Origin of the sequence: Streptomyces sp. BK208, assembly GCF_004364245.1 — a bacterium.
Classification (GTDB): domain Bacteria; phylum Actinomycetota; class Actinomycetes; order Streptomycetales; family Streptomycetaceae; genus Streptomyces.
In genome coordinates this window covers 179,164-197,519 of record NZ_SOAV01000003.1, presented here as the reverse complement: position 1 = coordinate 197,519, position 18,356 = coordinate 179,164, and the positions used below count along the sequence as shown (strand labels likewise).

The 18,356-nt window shown below is 74.6% G+C and carries 15 protein-coding genes; 8 read left to right on the top strand and 7 right to left on the bottom strand.

Going from position 1 to position 18,356, the window contains the following annotated elements:
* Nucleotides 1-22: 22 nt before the first annotated feature.
* On the bottom strand, nt 23-1,279 hold the full coding sequence (locus EV562_RS09280; protein ID WP_133886231.1) for an FAD-binding protein: 1,257 nt from the start codon (nt 1,277-1,279) through the stop codon (nt 23-25).
* A 107-nt stretch (nt 1,280-1,386) separates the two neighbouring features.
* Between EV562_RS09280 and EV562_RS09275 the strand changes: the two genes are divergently transcribed.
* The 4 genes from EV562_RS09275 to EV562_RS09260 all read left to right on the top strand — a co-directional run bounded on the left by EV562_RS09275 (nt 1,387) and on the right by EV562_RS09260 (nt 6,111).
* Nucleotides 1,387-2,706: a radical SAM protein gene (locus EV562_RS09275; RefSeq protein ID WP_133886230.1), complete on the top strand. Its 1,320-nt coding sequence runs from the start codon at nt 1,387-1,389 to the stop codon at nt 2,704-2,706.
* Nucleotides 2,707-2,977: 271 nt separating this feature from the next.
* Entirely contained in the window at nt 2,978-4,099 is a 1,122-nt protein-coding gene (gene rsgA / locus EV562_RS09270) for a ribosome small subunit-dependent GTPase A (protein WP_133886229.1), read from the top strand.
* Between the two features lie 72 nt (nt 4,100-4,171).
* Entirely contained in the window at nt 4,172-5,590 is a 1,419-nt protein-coding gene (locus tag EV562_RS09265) for a DNA-3-methyladenine glycosylase 2 family protein (protein WP_133886228.1), read from the top strand.
* Nucleotides 5,587-6,111, top strand: a complete 525-nt coding sequence (locus EV562_RS09260) for a methylated-DNA--[protein]-cysteine S-methyltransferase (protein ID WP_133886227.1) — start codon at nt 5,587-5,589, stop codon at nt 6,109-6,111. The genes EV562_RS09265 and EV562_RS09260 overlap by 4 nt, the downstream gene beginning before the upstream one ends.
* Here EV562_RS09260 and EV562_RS09255 read toward each other — a convergent pair.
* A complete protein-coding gene (locus EV562_RS09255; RefSeq protein WP_133886226.1) occupies nt 6,074-6,556 on the bottom strand; it encodes a DUF456 domain-containing protein in 483 nt (160 codons plus the stop codon). The genes EV562_RS09260 and EV562_RS09255 overlap by 38 nt on opposite strands.
* 61 nt (nt 6,557-6,617) lie before the next feature.
* A complete protein-coding gene (locus EV562_RS09250) occupies nt 6,618-7,601 on the bottom strand; it encodes a LuxR family transcriptional regulator (RefSeq protein ID WP_133886225.1) in 984 nt (327 codons plus the stop codon).
* Between the two features lie 291 nt (nt 7,602-7,892).
* Between EV562_RS09250 and EV562_RS09245 the strand changes: the two genes are divergently transcribed.
* The 3 genes from EV562_RS09245 (at nt 7,893) to EV562_RS09235 (ending at nt 12,170) form a co-directional block, all read left to right on the top strand.
* Entirely contained in the window at nt 7,893-9,857 is a 1,965-nt protein-coding gene (locus EV562_RS09245; protein ID WP_279588479.1) for a protein phosphatase 2C domain-containing protein, read from the top strand.
* Nucleotides 9,858-9,885: 28 nt separating this feature from the next.
* On the top strand, nt 9,886-11,628 hold the full coding sequence (locus tag EV562_RS09240) for a pyruvate dehydrogenase (RefSeq protein WP_133886224.1): 1,743 nt from the start codon (nt 9,886-9,888) through the stop codon (nt 11,626-11,628).
* 128 nt (nt 11,629-11,756) lie between these two features.
* Nucleotides 11,757-12,170, top strand: a complete 414-nt coding sequence (locus EV562_RS09235; RefSeq protein WP_133886223.1) for an ATP-binding protein — start codon at nt 11,757-11,759, stop codon at nt 12,168-12,170.
* A gap of 56 nt (nt 12,171-12,226) precedes the next feature.
* Here EV562_RS09235 and EV562_RS09230 read toward each other — a convergent pair whose 3' ends face one another.
* Complete coding sequence (locus EV562_RS09230; protein ID WP_133886222.1) at nt 12,227-13,288, bottom strand: DUF2637 domain-containing protein; 1,062 nt, start codon at nt 13,286-13,288, stop codon at nt 12,227-12,229.
* Between the two features lie 275 nt (nt 13,289-13,563).
* The gene (locus EV562_RS09225) at nt 13,564-14,409 is read right to left on the bottom strand and encodes a (2Fe-2S)-binding protein (protein ID WP_133886221.1); all 846 of its coding nucleotides are present in this window, start codon (nt 14,407-14,409) and stop codon (nt 13,564-13,566) included.
* Nucleotides 14,410-14,578: 169 nt separating this feature from the next.
* Here EV562_RS09225 and EV562_RS09220 point away from each other — a divergent pair, with 169 nt between their 5' ends.
* The gene (locus EV562_RS09220) at nt 14,579-15,394 is read left to right on the top strand and encodes a GntR family transcriptional regulator (RefSeq protein WP_133886220.1); all 816 of its coding nucleotides are present in this window, start codon (nt 14,579-14,581) and stop codon (nt 15,392-15,394) included.
* Nucleotides 15,395-15,403: 9 nt separating this feature from the next.
* Here the strand turns inward: EV562_RS09220 and secD are convergent, their stop codons facing one another.
* The gene (gene secD, locus EV562_RS09215) at nt 15,404-17,836 is read right to left on the bottom strand and encodes a protein translocase subunit SecD (protein ID WP_133886219.1); all 2,433 of its coding nucleotides are present in this window, start codon (nt 17,834-17,836) and stop codon (nt 15,404-15,406) included.
* 65 nt (nt 17,837-17,901) lie between these two features.
* Complete coding sequence (locus tag EV562_RS09210) at nt 17,902-18,318, bottom strand: hypothetical protein (protein ID WP_133886218.1); 417 nt, start codon at nt 18,316-18,318, stop codon at nt 17,902-17,904.
* Nucleotides 18,319-18,356: the final 38 nt, after the last annotated feature.

Sequence of the window (18,356 nt, the reverse complement as noted above, 5' to 3'; positions counted from 1 at the left end):
CGCTGCCGTCGGCTCCCGGTCGTCAGCCCGCCAGCACCCCGCGCACGAACGCGTTGGTGAACTTCCCCGCCGGGTCCAGCGCTCCGGTCAGCGCCCGGAAGTCGGCCAGCCGCGGGTAGAGCGCGCCCAGCCGCTCCGCCGGGGTCGTGAACACCTTCCCCCAGTGCGGGCGGGCCGCGAACGGGGCGAGCGCCTCCTCGAGGCGGCGCACCACCGGCAGCACCGTCGCCGTGTCCTCGACCCAGGTGAAGTGCGCGGCCACGGAGTCCCGGCCGTAGGCGGGGCTCAGCCACTGCTCGTCGGCGGCGACCGTGCGGATCTCGCAGGTCTGCAGCACCGGCGCGATCACCTCGCGTATCGCGTCCACCGCGTGCAGGGCGGCCAGGGCGTGCTCCCGGGGCATCAGGTACTCCGACTGCAGCTCGGCACCGCTGCTGGGCGTGAACTCCGCGCGGAAGTGCGGCAGCCGCTCGTGCCAGGGCCCCGGCACCCCGAACTGCTCCGTGCAGTTGACCGCGGGCATGCCGGGCACCGGGTGCATCTTCTCGGTGGCCGGCGCCGCGTACGGGAAGCCGGGCAGCGGCCGGTCGGTGCGCCGCTTGAGCCACACCTGCCGGAAGCCGGGCGCCCGCCAGTCGGTGAACAGGCTCACGCTGTACGCCGCGGCCATCACCGTCTCGAACGTCGCCGTGTCCAGGCCGGCCAGCGGCAGTTCGGTGAAGACGTGCTGCTCGACCTCGTAGGCCGGCTCCAGGTCGAGGGTGAGCGCGGTCACCACGCCCAGCGCGCCGAGCGAGGTCACCGCGCCGCCGAACCGCTCCTCGCCCCGCGCGACGGTCACCGTCGCACCGTCGGCGGTGACCAGCTCCACCTCGCGCACCACCGAAGCCAGCGGAGCGTTGCCCACCCCGGAGCCGTGGGTGCCGGTCGCCACCGAACCGGCGACCGAGATGTGCGGCAACGACGCCATGTTCGGCAGCGCGAGGCCCCGCGCGTGCACCGACCGGGCCAGCTCGGCGTACCGGACACCGCCGCCGACCCGCACCGTACGGGCCGCGGCGTCCACGTCCACCTCGGGCGGCAGGTCCGCCAGGGACAGCAGGACGCCCCCGGCGCCCGGCTCGGCGATCTCGTTGAAGGAGTGCCCGCTGCCCAGCACCCGCACGCGGCCGCTTCCCGCCACCAGGGCCCGCAGCGCGTCCAGGGAGCGCGGCCGCAGCAGCTCCTCGGCGGTGTAGGTGATGTTGCCGGCCCAGTTGGTCACCGTGATGTCGCTCATAGCGCGGAAACCTACCCGGCGCGCCTGGAGGGGGACCCGGGCGGGAAGCCGCTGCCCCGGGGGCATACCGTGAGAAGTCGAACGCCGGAGCTGGGAGGAGACACGGGATGGACAGCCGTACCGCGCTGGTCGAGGATCTTATGGAGCGGTTCCCGAACGTACCGCGCGAGGCCGTCTTCAAGGAGGACCTGCTGCGCGGCGGCGTCGCCTTCGACCCCTCCGCGCTCAGTGACAACGAGGACGGCGAGGTCAAGCCGAAGTCGTACTTCATCTTCTCCTTCGACCACGGCACCCTGCCCGAGCTGGGCGAGGCCGCGCTGCGCCGCCCGCCCGAGGAGATCATCCTCACCGGCGGCCCCTACGACCTGCGCCGCACCGTCGTCTCGGTCCGCGTGAACCCGTCGTCGCCCTACCGGGTCGCCGCCGACGAGCAGGGCCAGCTCGGCCTCTACCTCGACGGCAGGCGCATCTCCGACGTCGGCGTGCCGCCCATGCCGGAGTACTACCGGCACAAGCTCTCCAACGGGAAGTCGGTCATGGAGGTGGCCCCGACCATCCAGTGGGGCTACCTGATCTACCTGACCGCGTTCCGCGTCTGCCAGTACTTCGGCGCCAAGGAGGAGTGCCAGTACTGCGACATCAACCACAACTGGCGCCAGCACAAGGCGGCCGGACGGCCGTACACGGGCGTCAAGGACGTCGACGAGGTCCTCGAGGCGCTGGAGATCATCGACAAGTACGACACCGCGAAGATCTCCACCGCGTACACCCTCACCGGCGGCGCGATCACGACGAAGGTCCAGGGGCTGGACGAGGCCGACTTCTACGGGCGGTACGCCAAGGCCATCGAGGAGCACTTCCCCGGCCGCTGGATCGGCAAGGTCGTCGCCCAGGCCCTGCCCAAGCCGGACGTCCAGCGCTTCAAGGACTACGGCGTGCAGATCTACCACCCCAACTTCGAGGTGTGGGACGAGTACCTGTTCAAGATGTACTGCCCCGGCAAGGAGCGCTACGTCGGCCGCGACGAGTGGCACAAGCGCATCCTCGACTCCACCGAGGTCTTCGGCGCGCGCAACGTCATCCCCAACTTCGTCGCCGGCGTCGAGATGGCCGAGCCCTTCGGCTTCAAGACCGTCGACGAGGCGATCGAGTCCACCACCGAGGGCCTGCGCTTCTTCATGTCGCACGGCATCACGCCCCGCTTCACCACCTGGTGCCCCGAGCCCACCACCCCGCTGGGCAAGACCAACCCCGACGGCGCCCCGCTGGAGTACCACATCCGCCTGCTCCAGGCCTACCGCCAGACCATGGACGACTTCGGCCTCTCGTCGCCCCCCGGCTACGGCCCTCCCGGCGCCGGCAACGCGGTCTTCTCGGTCAGCTCCTTCATGGACAGCCTGCCGGCGGACGCACCCGTGGAGGTGTGAACGGGCGGTCCCGCGGTCCCCGGTGGCGCGCTCCCGTGATTAATCGGTGGTGTCGCCCCGGCGGCCGCGTCTAAGGTGACCGATGTCCGAGCGGCGGTCCTCAGCGGCCGTCGCCACAGGGGTACTTCAGAGGAGGTGTCGACCCATGGCTGTCACTGTGGCGGGCGCTGCCCGCATCCAGGAGTCCATCGAGTCCACCTCCTTGGCCACCGGCTGACCTCAGCCACTCCCTGAGATCCGGCGCCGGGGCCGCACCCTGAAGGGTCACCCCTTGTCTTCCACGTCTTCCACGTCTTCCACCTCCGCTTCGCACACCCGCTCCGCCCTCGCCCCCCTCGGCTGGGACGAGGACTGGGCCGACGCCTTCGCGCCGCACGCCGCCGGCGGACTGCTGCCCGGCCGGGTCGTCCGCGTCGACCGCGGGCAGTGCGACGTCGTCACCGCGGACGGCCTGCTGCGGGCCGACACCGCGTTCGTCACCCCCAACGACCCGCTGCGCGTCGTCTGCACCGGCGACTGGGTCGCCGTGGACCCCGAGGGCGGCACCCCGCGTTACGTCCGGACGTATCTGCCGCGCCGTACCGCCTTCGTCCGCTCCACCTCCTCCAAGCGGTCCGAGGGGCAGATCCTCGCGGCCAACGTCGACCACGCGATCGTCGCGGTGTCGCTCGCCGCCGAGCTGGACCTCGCCCGGATCGAGCGGTTCCTCGCGCTCGCCTGGGAGTCCGGGGCGCAGCCCCTGGTCGTCCTCACCAAGGCCGACCTCGTCCCCGACCCGGTGACCCTGGCCCACCTCGTCCAGGACGTGGAGACCGCCGCGCCCGGCGTGCCGGTGCTGTCCGTCAGCGCCGAGCAGGGCGAAGGGCTCGACGTGCTCGCCGCCGTCGTCTCCGGCGGCACCGCGGTGCTGCTCGGTCAGTCCGGCGCCGGCAAGTCCACCCTCGCCAACGCGCTGCTCGGCGAGGACGTCATGGGCGTCCAGGCCATCCGCGACGTCGACGGCAAGGGCCGGCACACCACCACCACCCGCAACCTCCTCGCCCTGCCCGGCGGGGGCGTGCTGATCGACACCCCCGGGCTGCGCGGGGTCGGGCTCTTCGACGCGAGCAGCGGGGTCGGGCAGGTGTTCGCCGAGATCGAGGAGCTGGCCGAGAACTGCCGGTTCCACGACTGCGCCCACGAGAGCGAGCCGGGCTGCGCCGTTCTCGCGGCACTCGACGACGGTGAGCTGTCCGTGCGGCGCCTGGAGAGCTACCGCAAGCTCCTGCGGGAGAACCAGCGCATCGTGGCCAAGACCGACGCCCGGCTGCGGGCCGAGATCCGCAAGGAGTGGAAGCGCCGGGGCGCCCTCGGCAAGGCGGCGATGGAGGCCAAGAGGGGCGGCCCGCGGTAGCCCGCCGGACGCCGCGACGCGATGTCCGATTTCCGCCAGCCCGCATCCGCGGACTGGCGGAGACTGGATCGCATGAAGGGAACGGCGGAGTACGAGAAGACACGCGACGACGGCAGGTACGAGGCCGTGCGGAGCCGGGACGCCCGGTTCGACGGCGCGTTCTTCTTCGCCGTCGAGACGACCGGCATCTACTGCCGGCCCAGCTGTCCCGCCATCACGCCGAGACGGCACAACGTGCGGTTCTTCGCGACGGCCGCCGCCGCGCAGGGCTCGGGTTTCCGGGCCTGCCGGCGGTGCCGTCCCGACGCCGTGCCGGGCTCCGCCGACTGGAACGTCCGCGCCGACGTCGTCGGCCGCGCCATGCGGCTCATCGGTGACGGTGTCGTCGACCGCGAGGGCGTCGCCGGACTCGCCGGACGTCTCGGCTACAGCGCCCGCCAGGTGCAGCGCCAGCTCACCGCCGAGGTGGGCGCCGGACCCGTGGCGCTCGCCCGCGCCCAGCGGGCACACACCGCGCGGGTCCTGCTGCAGACCACCGGCCTGCCGGTCACCGAGATCGCCTTCGCCTCCGGGTTCGCCAGCGTGCGGCAGTTCAACGACACGATCAGGGCCGTGTACGCGTCCACCCCGACCGAGCTGCGCGCCGCGGCCCCGGCCCGCGACCGGACCGCCCGGCACACGGCCACCCCCTCCGCGGGCATCCCGCTGCGCCTCGCCCACCGGGGCCCCTACCAGCCCGGCCCGGTCTTCGACCTGCTCCAGCGGGAGGCCGTCGCCGGCGTCGAGGAGGTGAGCGGCGAGGACGGCCACCGCGTCTACCGGCGCACCCTGCGCCTGCCGTACGGCACCGGGATCGTCGCCGTCCGGGAACGGCCGGAGCGGCCCGGCACCGGCGGCGGCTGGCTGGACGCCCGCCTCCACCTCACCGACCTGCGCGACCTGACCACCTCCGTACAGCGGCTGCGGCGGCTGTTCGACCTCGACGCCGACCCGTACGCCGTCGACGAGCGGCTCGGCGCCGACCCCCGGCTCGCCCCGCTGGTCGCCGCCCGCCCCGGGCTGCGCTCACCGGGCAGTGCCGACCCCGACGAACTCGCGGTCCGTACCCTGGTGGGGCGCGCGGAGGCCGAGCGGCTCGTCCAGCGGTACGGCAAGGTGCTCGACGCGCCCTGCGGCACCCTCACCCACCTCTTCCCCGAACCGGCCGCCCTCGCCGGGGACGCCCCCGACGGCCCCGCCGGTCCGCTGGCCGCCGCCCTCGCCGACGGCACCGTCCGCCTGGACCCGGGCGCCGACCGGGACGAGGCGGAGCGCGCCCTGCTGGCCGTGCCCGGCCTGGACGCCCGTACCGTCGCCGTCGTGCGCACCCGCGCCCTCGGCGATCCCGACGTGGCCCCGCCCGGGCTCACCGTCCCCGACGCCTGGCGCCCATGGCGCTCGTACGCACTGAACCACCTGCGCGCAGCAGGAGAGTGGGAGAACGACCGATGACCACCGTCACCTACTGGCACGAGATCGACAGTCCCGTCGGGCGGCTGCTGCTCACCGCCGGGCACGACGGGGCGCTCACGTCCCTGTCCGTGCCCGGGCAGAAGGGCGGCCGGAGCGTCCTCGACGGCTGGCGGCCCGACGCCGGGCCGTTCCGGGCGGCCGAGGAGCAGCTCGGCGCCTACTTCGCCGGGGAGCTGACCGGGTTCCGGCTGCCGCTGCGCGCCGAGGGCACCGCCTTCCGCGAGCGGGTGTGGGCCGCCCTGGACGACGTGCCCTACGGGGCGACGACGACGTACGGCGAGATCGCCGCACGCATCGGGGCCTCGCGCCCCGCGGTCCGCGCGGTAGGCGGCGCGATCGGCGCCAACCCGCTGCTGATCCTGCGCCCCTGCCACCGTGTGATCGGCGCCGACGGCTCCCTGACCGGGTACGCGGGCGGCCTGGACCGCAAGACGCGGCTGCTGGCGCTGGAGGGCGCCCCGCTCAGCCGGCCAGCACCGCTCCCAGCCACGCCCCGGTGATCAGCAGGCACGCGAACAGCTCAGTCAGCAGGTCGGCGCCGCCCTGGCGCATCGCCGTGCGCAGCGACGCCATCGCCTCGCCGTGCCGCCCCAGCCGCAACCGCTCGGCGAGGTAGATGCCGCCCAGGAAGCCGGGGGCCGCGCCGAGCACGGGGACGAGCACGAAACCGAGCACGGCGCCCGCGCCCGCGTACGCCGTCAGCCGGCGCATCGCCGCGTCCCGGCGTCTCCTGCGGGTCGGCAGCGCCCAGCGCACCGCCCGCGACAGCAGCAGGACGAGCGTGGCGCCGACGAGGACGGCCCACGCGCGCGGCTGCGGATCCTTCAGCGCCCACCACAGGACCCCGGCCCACACCAGCCACGCCCCGGGCACGCCGGGCAGCAGGACGCCGCACAGCCCGAGCAGGATGACCAGGCCGGTCAGCAGGAGGTCCCACGCTCCCATCTGTCCAGGGTGCCGGAGTCCGGCGCGGTCCGCAGAAGTCCGGGCGCGGGGGAGGGGCGCCTCAGGGCTTCCGGGCCACCCAGTCCCTCTCGTAGGCGTGCCAGCCCAGCTGGAGCCGGGTGGTCACCCCGGTCAGCTCCATCAGGCGCTTCACGCGTCGCTGCACGGTCCGCAGGCCCAGGTCGAGCTGTTTGGCGACGCTCGCGTCGGTCAGCCCGGCGAGGAGCAGGGAGAGGATCTCCAGGTCGGTGCCGTCGGGGCCGTCCGGGCCGTGCTCGGTCACACCGGACGTGCCGAGACGCAGCGGGAGCGCGTCCCGCCACACCACCTCGAACAGGCCGGACAGCAGCTCCAGCAGGCCGCTGGCGTGCACGACCAGCGCGGCGGGCTCCGAGGAGCGCGCGGTGAGCGGCACCAGGGCGAGGGACCGGTCGGCGACGATCAGCTTGGTCGGCACCCGGTCCACGACGCGGACCTGCTCGTCCCGGCCCAGTGCGGCGGTCAGCTCGGTGATGCCGGTCGGCAGGTCGAGGACCGACCGCTCGACCACCACGCGGTAGCGGACCCCGCGTCCCGTGGCCTGCTCCTCCGCGTCGTTCTCCATGCCGGTCACGGCGACCGGCCGGTCGGTGACCAGCGCGCACACCTCCTCGGTGGCGCCGAGCTGGAGCTGGAGGAAGCGCCGGGCGACGGCCGCGGCGCCGGTCACCACCTCCACCAGGTCGTGCACGGCGGGCTCGGCCGCCGCCGCCCGGTACTCCTCCGCGAGGAGCGCGGCCGCCAGCTCCGCCCGCTCCAGCTCGTGCCGCTGCTGGGTGAGCAGGGCGCCCAGCGCGACGCCCGGCGGGGCCGCGACCCAGCGACCCGGGCGGGCCGAGGACTGGGCGGCGAGCCCGTTCTGCTCCAGCCGCCGCAGCGCGCGCTCCGTGTCCTGCTCGCCGAGCTCCAGCCGCCGCGCCAGGTCGGGCACGTCGGCCGCGCCCACCGACACCAGCGCCCGGTACGCCGCCTCCTGCGTGTCCTCCAGCCCCAGCACTCCCAGCATCAAGCGTCGCCCCTCCCCGGAGAACCATGATCATCATCAGCGACGGGGAGGTCCATGGCGGAAAACGGCCACGGCGTAAACCCGCCTTCGCACATCATCGCGGTACCACGGGTCACTCTGCCAAGGTGGCGTCGCCGAGCGGTCCTCCCGTGGGGGGTGGGGCCGCTCGGCCACGCTCACCTCGGAGGACTGTTCGACCCGTCCCCCGACACGCCGCCCGGCCGGCTCCGGGCCGCCCGAATTTCGCGATGCCCCGTTTCCATCCGGCTTCCGCGGTGGACAATCAGGAGCATGAGCCAGCAGGGGGGAAGGCCCACCGGTCCCACGGGCCCCACGGGCCCCACGGGCCCCACGGGCCCCACAGGCCCCACAGGCCCCACAGGCCCCACGGGCCCCACGGGCCCCACGGGGCCTGAGGACGACTGGTGGGGGCAGCTGTACGACGACTCCACCGGCGACACCGGCCCCACGGCGGCACCCGATTCCCTCGACGACCGCTTCGCCTCGGCGTCCGGCACGGTGGGCGGCCGGCCCGGCCCCGGCACCGCGAACCCGGCGGCCGCGCCCTCGTCGGCCCCCACCTCGCCCGCGCCCGGGGCCCCGTGGTGGGACCCGTCGGGCCCTCCGGGCGTCCCCGGCCCCCGCAGCGCGGCCCCGGCGGACGCCCCGGGGCCACGGCAGGCGATTCCGCCGGAGTCCTCGCCCGCGACACCGACCGGCCCGGCGGACTTCCCGTCGGACGCCCAGTGGCAGGGCGTCGCACCGCCGGAGGGCGAGCGGCCCGCCACCATATCGCCGGGTCCCGAGCGGCCGACCGTTCCGCCGGGTCCCGAGCGGCCGACCGTTCCGCCGGGTCCCGAGCGGCCGACCGTTCCGCCGGGTCCCGAGCAGCCCACCGTTCCGCCGGGTCCCGAGCGGCCCGGCACCACCCCTCCGGAGCCCGAGCGGCCCCGTAGCAGCCCGCCCGCTGCGGCCCCGCAGGCGTCCGGCGCCGCAGCGCCCCCGCCCCCGCCCCCGGCACAGCCGCCCGCCCAGCCCCCGGCACCCGGCGGCCGGGGGCGCGGCGGTGTCCCGCGTGCGCTCACCACCTCGGGCACCGGTCCCGCCGACCTCTCCGAGCCCCCCGCCGCCGTCCCGCCTCCCCGCAGCGCGTCCGACCTGCCCCCGCTCCCGCCGCCGTTCCTCCCCTCGCTGTCCGAGCCGTGGTCCGAAGACGCCCCCGACGGCACCGACCGCGGGTACGTCGGCGCCCGGCCGCCCACCTACGACGCCGAGCCCACCGCGTTGCCGCCCGCCGAACCCGACGGCCTCGACGGGCTGGTCCCGGACACCGTGCTGGAGGGCGCCCGGTACGGGACGTGCACCCTGCGGGCCGTCTCCGTGCGCGGGGACTCCGCGCGGTACCGGGGCGAGCCCCGGCGCGACGCGCTGCTCGTCGCCCGGTTCGGCGCGGGCGAGCAGGCGCTGGTCCTGGTGGCGATGGCGACGGGTGCCCGCGCCACGGCCGGCGCGCACCGGGCGGCGGCCGAGGCGTGCCGGTGGATCGGCCGGGCCGTGGGCCGCAGCCACGCCCGGCTCGTCGAGGACCTGCGGGCCGCCCGGCGCGGCGACCTGAAGTCCGGTCTGCACCGGCTCACCGACCGCAGCCTCGGCCGGCTCCGCGCCGGCGCCGCCGAACAGGGCCTCGCCCCGCACGAGTACGCGGCCACCCTGCGCTGCCTGCTGCTGCCGGCCGACCCCGAGTGCCGCACCCGGGTGTTCTTCGGCGTCGGCGCGGGCGGACTGCTCCGGCTGCGCGACGGCGCCTGGCAGGACATGGAACCGGCCGTCGGCGAGGTCACCGGTGAGCCCGTCCTCGGCTTCGGCTCCGCGCCCAGGGACCCGTTCGGAAGTCCGCCCGGGAGTACGCCCGGCAGCCCGCCCGAGGACGTGCCGAGCGAGACGCCCGAGGGCGACCGGCTCACCATGGACCTCGGCATCACCACGGCCCCGGGCCCGCACCGGGGGCCGCCCGCGGAACCGCCCCGCGAGCCCTTCCGTTTCCGGGCCTCCGTCGCCCGCCCGGGTGACGTGCTGCTGATGAGCACCGCAGGGCTCGCCGAGCCGCTGCACGGCGAGCCCGAGCTGGGCGAACTCCTCGCGCGCAGATGGGCGGGCCGCCCGGCACCCGGGCTGGGGGAGTTCCTCGCCGACAGCGGCGTCCGGGTCAAGGGGTACGCGGACGACCGTACGGCTGCCGCCGTTTGGGAGGCGTGAGGCCGCTCGCTGTGGCATAGCTGGACCCATGGCCAAACAGAACGTCGCGGAACAGTTCGTCGACATCCTCGCCCGCGCCGGGGTCGAGCGCCTCTACGGAGTCGTGGGGGACAGCCTCAACCCGGTGGTGGACGCCGTGCGCCGCCACTCCGGCATCGAATGGGTGCACGTGCGGCACGAGGAGACAGCCGCCTTCGCCGCCGGAGCGGAGGCCCAGATCACCGGGAAGCTGGCCGCGTGCGCCGGCTCCTGCGGACCCGGCAACCTCCACCTCATCAACGGGCTCTACGACGCCCACCGCTCGATGGCCCCCGTCCTCGCCCTGGCCTCGCAGATCCCCTCCAGCGAGATCGGCCTGGGCTTCTTCCAGGAGACCCACCCCGACCAGCTGTTCCGCGAGTGCAGTCACTACAGCGAGCTGATCTCCAGCCCGAAGCAGATGCCGAGGCTGCTGCAGACCGCCATCCAGCACGCCGTCGGCCAGGGCGGCGTCAGCGTCGTCTCGCTGCCCGGCGACATCGCGGACGAGCCCGCCCCGGAGAAGGCCGCCGAGACGGCCCTCGTCACCTCCCGGCCGACCGTCCGCCCCGGCGACGAGGAGATCGACCGGCTGGTACGGATGATCGACGACGCCGACAAGGTCACCCTGTTCTGCGGCAGCGGCACCGCCGGCGCGCACGCCGAGGTGATGGAGTTCGCCGGGAAGCTCAAGGCACCGGTGGGGCACGCCCTGCGGGGCAAGGAGTTCATCCAGTACGACAACCCCTACGACGTCGGCATGAGCGGACTGCTCGGCTACGGCGCCGCCTACGAGGCCACCCACGAGTGCGACCTGCTGCTCCTGATCGGCACGGACTTCCCGTACAACGCCTTCCTGCCGGACGACGTGCGGATCGCCCAGATCGACGTACGGCCCGAGCGCCTGGGCCGGCGCTCCAAGCTGGACCTCGCGGTGTGGGGCGACGCGCGGGAGACGCTGCGCTGCCTGATCCCGCGGGTGAAGGAGAAGAAGAGCCGCCGCTTCCTCGACCGGATGCTGAAGAAGCACGCGGACGCCCTGGAGGGCGTCGTCAAGGCCTACACCCGCAAGGTCGACAAGCACGTGCCGATCCACCCCGAGTACGTGGCCGCCATGCTGGACGAGATGGCCGACGACGACGCGGTGTTCACCGTCGACACCGGCATGTGCAACGTCTGGGCCGCCCGCTACATCTCGCCCAACGGTCGTCGCCGCATCATCGGTTCCTTCTCCCACGGCTCCATGGCGAACGCGCTGCCGATGGCGATCGGCGCCCAGTTCACCGACCGGCGCCGACAGGTCGTGTCGATGTCAGGCGACGGCGGCTTCACCATGCTGATGGGCGACTTCCTCACCCTGGTCCAGCACGACCTCCCGGTGAAGGTCGTGCTCTTCAACAACTCCTCGCTCGGCATGGTCGAGTTGGAGATGCTCGTCGCCGGCCTGCCCTCGCACGGCGTGGCCAACAAGAACCCGGACTTCGCCGCCGTCGCCGAGGCCTGCGGCGCCTTCGGTGTACGGGTGGAGAAGCCCAAGGACCTGGCGGGCGCGCTGAAGGCGGCGTTCAAGCACAAGGGCCCGGCCCTCGTCGACGTCGTCACCGACCCCAACGCCCTGTCCATCCCGCCGAAGATCAGCGCCGACATGGTCACCGGATTCGCCCTGTCCGCCTCGAAGATCGTCCTGGACGGCGGCGTCGGACGCATGCTCCAGATGGCCCGCTCCAACCTGCGCAACGTGCCCCGGCCGTGATCGAACGGACAATCGTCCGGAAACTGGATGACTGCCGAGCGCCCGAACGGGCAAGGCTTCCCCCGTGAAGATGTTCGACCCGAGCGGGACAGACGGAGGGAAGCGACATCAGCGCGCCGACGGGGGACATGAAGGAGCAGGCGGAACCACAGCTCAGGCGACGGCTCGGCCGGGCGGACCTGCGGGCGGTGCCCGAGGCCCGGCGGGCCCTGCGTGAGCTGCTGCGGCACTGGGGCGGGCCCGGGCAGTCACAGGTCGCGGAGCTGCTCACCAGCGAGTTGGTGACCAACGCGCTCGTGCACACCGACGAGGGCGCCGTCCTGACCGCGACGGTCGGGCCGCGCGCCCTGCGGGTCGAGGTGCGGGACTTCGTGGGCCGGGGGCGGCAGCCCCGTCCGCGTGCCCCGCGGGAGGAGAGCACCAACGGCAGAGGACTGGTCCTGGTCGAGTCGCTCGCCGACGACTGGGGGGTGCGCCCCTGCGACGTGGGCAAGTCGGTCTGGTTCGAACTGGGCGCGGAAGCGGACACGGAAGCGGCCTGAGGATCCGGGGCGACCCCCGGTGCCTCAGGCCGTCGGCCCGCCCGTCGCGCCCCGGTCTAACCGAACTGCTGCTCCAGATCCTTGAGCTTGCGCTCCAGGGAGTCCAGACGGGGCAGGGCCTGGGTGTCGTCCTCGGCGGTGAGGTCGACGGTCTCCACGGCCGGCTGCTCAGCCCCGCTGCGCACGGGCTGCAGGGAGGGACGCCGGGTCGCTGCGGGCAGCTGCTCCGGGGCCGCTATGGCAGGCTCCGCGGTGGCGCGTTCCGAGCCCCGCTCGACCTGCTGCACCTCGACCTCGACCTGTCGGCCGCGGCCCGGGAAGCCGCGGTGGCCGTGCCCGCGGCTGATCGCCTTGAGCTGCGCCCGCTCCAGCCGCTCCTGCTCGCGCCGCCGCAGCTTCTTCTCCTCCTTCTGACGCCGGTCGTCGCGTACCTCCTCGACGGCCTCGTCCAGACTGCGCACCCCCTCCAGGAGCATCAACGACCAGGCGCGGTACGTCTCCCGGGGAGCGCGCAGCCAGCGGACCATGCGGATCTGCGGCAGCGGGCGGGGCACCAGGCCCTGCTCGCGCAGCGCGGCCCGGCGGGTCTGCTTCAGGGCCCGGTCGAAGAGCACCGCAGCCGAGAGGGACATGCCCGCGAAGAAGTGCGGGGCACCCGCGTGCCCCAGACCGCGCGGCGCGTGCACCCAGTTGAACCAGGCCGCGGCGAACGCGAAGGCCCACACGAGTATCCGCGAGCCGAGCGCCGCGTCGCCGTGGCTGGCCTCGCGCACCGCGAGGACGGAGCAGAACATCGCCGCACCGTCGAGCCCGAACGGGACCAGGTACTGCCAGCCGTCGCTCAGGCCGAGGTTCTGCTCGCCGAAGCCGACCAGACCGTGGAAGGAGAGCGCCGCGGCGACCGCGGCACAGCAGAAGAGCAGGACGTAGGAGAAGGTGCCGTAGAGGGCCTCCTTGCGACGGCGGCGCTCCTCCATGCGCTCCCACGAGTCGTCCGCGCCCGCGTCCTTCCCCGGGGAACGCTTGCCGCGCGCCAGCACCGCCACCGCCGCCAGCATGCCCAGGAGCAGCACGGCGCCCGGAAGCAGCCAGTTCAGCGATATGTCGGTCAATCTCATCTGGGGTCCCTTGCAGTGGGATAGGGCGTAACGCCCGCCATGGTGGCCCAAACCCGGCGGCCCTCAGGGGGTTTCGAGGCAAGAGGCCGCCAAGGAGGTGCGAGGGGGGTACCCCGGGCGGCATTCTGCTCGAACTGCCGCATGACGGGCGGGAGTTGAGTTCGAATAAGACTACCCGTACGAGTGGTTCGGCGGAAAGTTGCCGCGACGCGTGGGGAGGTTGTGAAACAGCGTCGCCGATCCTAGTCGACGATCCCGGCTCCGCTGACCGTCCGTCAGCCCGCCGTGGCGAGCAGCTTGTCGACGCGGTCCGCGTCACAGGTCCGCGGGCAGGTGGCGCAGGTGTCCTCGGGACGCAGGGTGTAGAACATGCAGCAGCTCGCCCGGTCCCGGGTGTGCAGCGGCGTGCCGTCCGGTCCCTTCAGCTCGCGGAACGCCGCGTCCCCGACGTACGGCTTGGTCGCGCCCGGCAGCAGCAGCTCCAGCTCGTGCCGTGCCCGCTCCTGCTCGCCGAGCAGATGGGCGACGTACCACAGCCCCTCGACGACCTCGTCGGTCGCCATGCCCCACAGGGCGCGTCCGCGGCGTCGCATGCGGGGGCCGAATCCGGCCAGCACCGGCTCGAGGTGCTCGGCGGCCGCGGCCCGCACCTCGGCGCGCAGCGCCTCCTCGTCGGCGACCACCCGGGCACCGGGCAGACCGGCGGCCGGATCGCCGGGCAGGCAGGCGAAGGAAGCGGGGCGCACGGCCATCAGGCCGAGCGGGAGTCCGGCGGCCGTACGGTCGTAGGACACGTGGGCCGCGGGGAGGCGGGGCACGCGGCGGTGCAGGAACCACGGCACGGTGATCATCAGGCAGGCCGGCCACGCGTACCGGTGCAGGCCGAAGCTCGCGATCACGTCCGGCCGGGCCCGCTGCCCGTAGTCCCGCAGCACCTGGGCCTCGTCCTGGGCGAGGAACGCCGCCAGCTCCTCGCCGCCCGCGGCGAGCGAGGCGGCCGAGACCCAGCCGTCGCCGCTCGGGTCGGGGTCGGCCGCGTCCAGTTCGGTGACGCCGAGCCCGGGGAGGACCTCGGACAGGCGCGCGTAGGCGTCCGTGAAGGCCGTACGGGCGACAGGCATGCGGGACCACCGATCCACGTCGGGTCAACGGGCTCTTAAAGGTAAGCCTTACCTTACCCAAGATCCTCGGGATGTGAACCGGCGGCCCCCCTGCGCTTATGGTGCTTGACGGACAGGTGACAACCCGCCGTAATGACCTCAAGTACCGACACGTCCCGCAGGAGGACCCGTGGAGCACAGCGCGCAGAGCGCCGCAGGAGCGGGTGCGGGCACGGCGGCCGACGCGGTGCGGATCCCGGCGCAGCCGGGAGCGGCGGACCGGGCGCCGGCCCTCGGCCGGGCGCGCGGCGCCGGGGAGGCGGACGGCGCGGCGCGCGGTGAGCACACCCACGGCGAACCACACGCACCGCGCCCGCGCGGCCTCGTCCGGCGTTCCTCCGTGCGCGGGCAGATCCTCGACGCCCTCCGCTCCGCGCTGGCCACCGGTGACCTGCGGCCCGGCGAGGTGTACTCGGCGCCCGTGCTCGGCGAGCGGTTCGGCGTCTCGGCCACCCCCGTACGGGAGGCCATGCAGCAGCTCGCCCTGGAGGGAGCCGTCGAGGTCGTCCCCAACCGCGGTTTCCGCGTCGTCGAGCGCGGCGGCCGGGAGCTGGCCGAGCTGGCCGAGGTCCGGGCCCTGATCGAGGCCCCGGTGTGGCTGCGGCTCGCCGGTACGGTGCCCGCCGAGCGCTGGGCGGAGCTGCGCCCCCTCGCCGAGGCCACCGTCCGCGCCGCGTCCTCGGGCTGCCCGGCGACCTATGCCGAGGCCGACCGCGCCTTCCACCGCGCGGTGCTCTCCCTGGCGGGCAACGAACAGCTCGTCCGGGTCGCCGCGGACGTGCACCGCCGTGCCCAGTGGCCGCCGGCCGGCTCGCCCTCCGCACGGGGGCGGGCCGACCTGGTCGCCGACGCGCACGAGCACACGGCGCTGCTCGACGCGCTCATCGCCGGCGACCGGGACGCGGTGCGGGCCCTGGTGGCGGACCACTTCCCGGGCACCCGCTGAACGCGGACGCTACGGCACCTCCCGCCGTTCGGTGCGGCCCGCGGGCGTCCGCTTGCCGGCCCGGCCGGCCTTCCCCGTCCCCTCCCTGCCGCGGTCCGCGCCGCCCCTGCCGCGCGCGGAGCGGGACCGCGCCCCGCGTCCGTGCAGCTCGACGGCGAGCGGAGCGGCGGTGAGGACCGAGGAGTACGTCCCGACCACCACGCCGATCAGCAGCGCGAGCGCGAAGTCGGTCAGCGAGTCGTCGGCGAGGACGGCCAGCGAGGCGAGGATGAGCAATGCGCCCATGCCCGTGTTGACCGTGCGCGGCAGGGTCTGCAGGATCGCGTCGTTGGTCAGCCGGGCGAACGGTGACGTCCGCTCCCGGCGCAGCAGCTCCCGCACGCGGTCGAAGAGGACCACCGAGTCGTTGACCGAGTAGCCGATCACGGTCAGCAGCGCGGCCAGGAACACCCCGTCGACCGGTTTGCCCAGCCAGGCGAACACCCCGACCAGGATCACCACGTCGTGGGCGAGCGCGCCGACCGCGGCGGTGCCGAACAGCAGCCGGAACCTGGCGGCGAGGTACGCCAACTGGGCGGCCAGCGCCAGCCCGAGGGCGATCAGCGCGTCCCGGCGCAGCTCCGCGCCGAGGCTCGGGCCGATCAGTTCGTCGCGGGCCTTCTCGGTCTCGCCGCCCAGCCCGGCGACGACCCCGGTGACTTCCGCCGCCTCGGCGTCGGTCAGCTCCTGCGTGCGCACCGTGAGGTCGCCGTCGCCGGAGGACTGGACGACGGCGCGCGGCAGGCCCGCGTCGGCGAGGGCGTCGCGGGCCCGGTCCGGGTCGACCTGTACGGCGGTGGAGTACTCGATGAGCCGCCCGCCGGTGAACTCGATGCCGAAGTCGAGGCCGCGCACCAGGATGCCGGAGCCCGCCGCCACGAGGACGGCCAGCGAGGCCGCCAGCCAGCGGCGCGGCCGGCGCATCAGGAACGGGTCGCGGCGCAGCAGGGCGTCCCGGACCGGGCCGGTGGACGAGATGCCGGTGACGTGGGGACGCCGGAGGACCGCCGGGCGGCCCACGGCGTACTCGGCCAGTACCCGGGTGATCACCAGCGCGCTGACCATCGAGGCCAGGACACCGATGCCGAGGGTGACGCCGAAGCCCTTGACCGGGCCGGAGGCCAGGAAGAAGAGCAGGGCGGCGGCGATCAGGGTGGTGACGTTGGAGTCGGCGATCGCGCTGAAGGCGCCGCGGAAACCGGTGGTCAGCGCCGACCGGGTACTCGGACGCGCGCGGGCCGCCTGTTCCTCGCGGGCCCGTTCGAAGACGAGGACGTTGGCGTCCACCGCCATGCCGATGGCCAGCACGAAGCCGGCGAGGCCGGGCAGCGTCAGGGTCGCGCCGACCGCGGCCAGGGCGGCGTAGGAGATCAGGCCGTAGCAGAGCAGCGCCACGGTCGCCAGCGCGCCCATCAGCCGGTAGACGACGACGATGAACAGCGCGGTCAGGGCGGTGCCGATGACGGCGGCCCGGGTGCCGGCCGAGACCGCCTCGTCGCCCAGGGTGGCGCCGATGGTGCGCTGCTCGACGGTCTCGACCGGCACGGGCAGGGCGCCGCCCTCGACGAGCAGGGCCAGCTCGCGGGCCTCCGCGTCGTCGAAGGAACCGGTGATCCGGGTGGAGCCGCCGGCGATGCCCGCCCCGCAGGACACGGACGGGTCGACCTGCGGCGAGGAAATGATCTTGTCGTCGAGCACGACGGCGACCCGGCGCCGGGGATCACCGGCCGGATGACAGGCCGCCTCGCCGGTCACCCGGGCCCACCGGTCGCTGCCGGCGTCCCCGAAGTCGACGGTGACGTGCCAGCCCGCGCCGCTCTGCTGGTCGAAGCGGGCGTCGGCGCCCTTGACGTCCTGCCCGGTCAGCGCGGCGTCCGCCAGCCGCAGCGACTGCCCGGACTCGTCCGGCAGCACCCGCTCGCCGTTCTCGCCGGCTTCACCCGGTGCGCCGGTGCCGCCGCTGCGGCCTGCCGCGCCGCCCTCGCCGGTCCGGCCGGACGGCTGCTCGGCCGGACCGAGCACCGGGTGGACGGTGAGCTGCGCGGTGCGGCCCAGTACGTCGGCGGCCTTCTTCGGGTCCTGCACGCCCGGCAGCTCGACGACGACGCGGTTCTCACCGGAGCGGACGATGGTCGGTTCGGCGACGCCGAGGGCGTCGATGCGGCCGCGCAGCACCTCCACGGTCCGGTCGGTGGCCTCCCGGCCGGCCTCGGCGGTCTCCGTCGGCCGGGTCTCCAGCACGATCTGGGTACCGCCGCGCAGGTCGAGCCCGAGCCGGACCGGCATGGTCAGGGCGATGGCCACGGACACGGCCAGCACGGCGAGCGCGGCGAGCGCACGGACCTCGCGGGCACGGGACCGCGACCGCGGACGGGGGCGGGAAGGGGGGCGGGAGCGGTTCAACACGGGCCTCCGGCGGGCATGCCGCGGCGGCGGCCGAGCGCGGCCGCGGCGGAAGAAGGTGGGGGTCAGGGGTGTGCGGTGTCTCGGATGCCGGAGGAGACGGGAGGCGCCCGGCCGCTGTCGTGGCTCGTACGGCCGGGGGAGGCCGGCACCGGGCCGGACCCGGCCGGGGCCCGGGTGCGGGAGGCGGGGACGGCGCCCGCACCCCGTGAAGGGGCGGCCGCGGGCTGATCCGGTGCCGCGGGGCGCTCGGCGGGCTGGTCGTGCCGGGCCCGGGGCTGCACGGCGCAGTCCGGTGCGCACCCGTCGTCCATGTGGAGGTCCGGGGCGGGGTGCGGTACGGCGGTGGCGCCCGCCACCGCCAGGGCACCGGCGTGCCCGGTGTGGTCACCGGCGTGCGCGTCGGCCCCGGGTCCGGCCTGGAACAGGGGCAGCAGGAGCGTCAGCAGGACGGTGAGCACGGTCGCGAGCCGTCGGCGCATGCACCGTCCCCTTTCGTGGCGGGCGGACGAGGAGGCGG

Bases quoted from the DNA above. Each gene is read 5' to 3' on its own strand.
- EV562_RS09280 (WP_133886231.1), bottom strand. From the start codon at position 1,279: ATGAGCGACATCACGGTGACCAACTGGGCCGGCAACATCACCTACACC.
- EV562_RS09245 (WP_279588479.1), top strand. From the start codon at position 7,893: ATGAGCCAGCAGGGGGGAAGGCCCACCGGTCCCACGGGCCCCACGGGC.
- EV562_RS09255 (WP_133886226.1), bottom strand. From the start codon at position 6,556: ATGGGAGCGTGGGACCTCCTGCTGACCGGCCTGGTCATCCTGCTCGGG.
- EV562_RS09250 (WP_133886225.1), bottom strand. From the start codon at position 7,601: ATGCTGGGAGTGCTGGGGCTGGAGGACACGCAGGAGGCGGCGTACCGG.
- EV562_RS09275 (WP_133886230.1), top strand. From the start codon at position 1,387: ATGGACAGCCGTACCGCGCTGGTCGAGGATCTTATGGAGCGGTTCCCG.
- EV562_RS09210 (WP_133886218.1), bottom strand. From the start codon at position 18,318: ATGCGCCGACGGCTCGCGACCGTGCTCACCGTCCTGCTGACGCTCCTG.
- EV562_RS09230 (WP_133886222.1), bottom strand. From the start codon at position 13,288: ATGAGATTGACCGACATATCGCTGAACTGGCTGCTTCCGGGCGCCGTG.
- EV562_RS09265 (WP_133886228.1), top strand. From the start codon at position 4,172: ATGAAGGGAACGGCGGAGTACGAGAAGACACGCGACGACGGCAGGTAC.
- EV562_RS09240 (WP_133886224.1), top strand. From the start codon at position 9,886: ATGGCCAAACAGAACGTCGCGGAACAGTTCGTCGACATCCTCGCCCGC.
- EV562_RS09260 (WP_133886227.1), top strand. From the start codon at position 5,587: ATGACCACCGTCACCTACTGGCACGAGATCGACAGTCCCGTCGGGCGG.
- EV562_RS09235 (WP_133886223.1), top strand. From the start codon at position 11,757: ATGAAGGAGCAGGCGGAACCACAGCTCAGGCGACGGCTCGGCCGGGCG.
- EV562_RS09225 (WP_133886221.1), bottom strand. From the start codon at position 14,409: ATGCCTGTCGCCCGTACGGCCTTCACGGACGCCTACGCGCGCCTGTCC.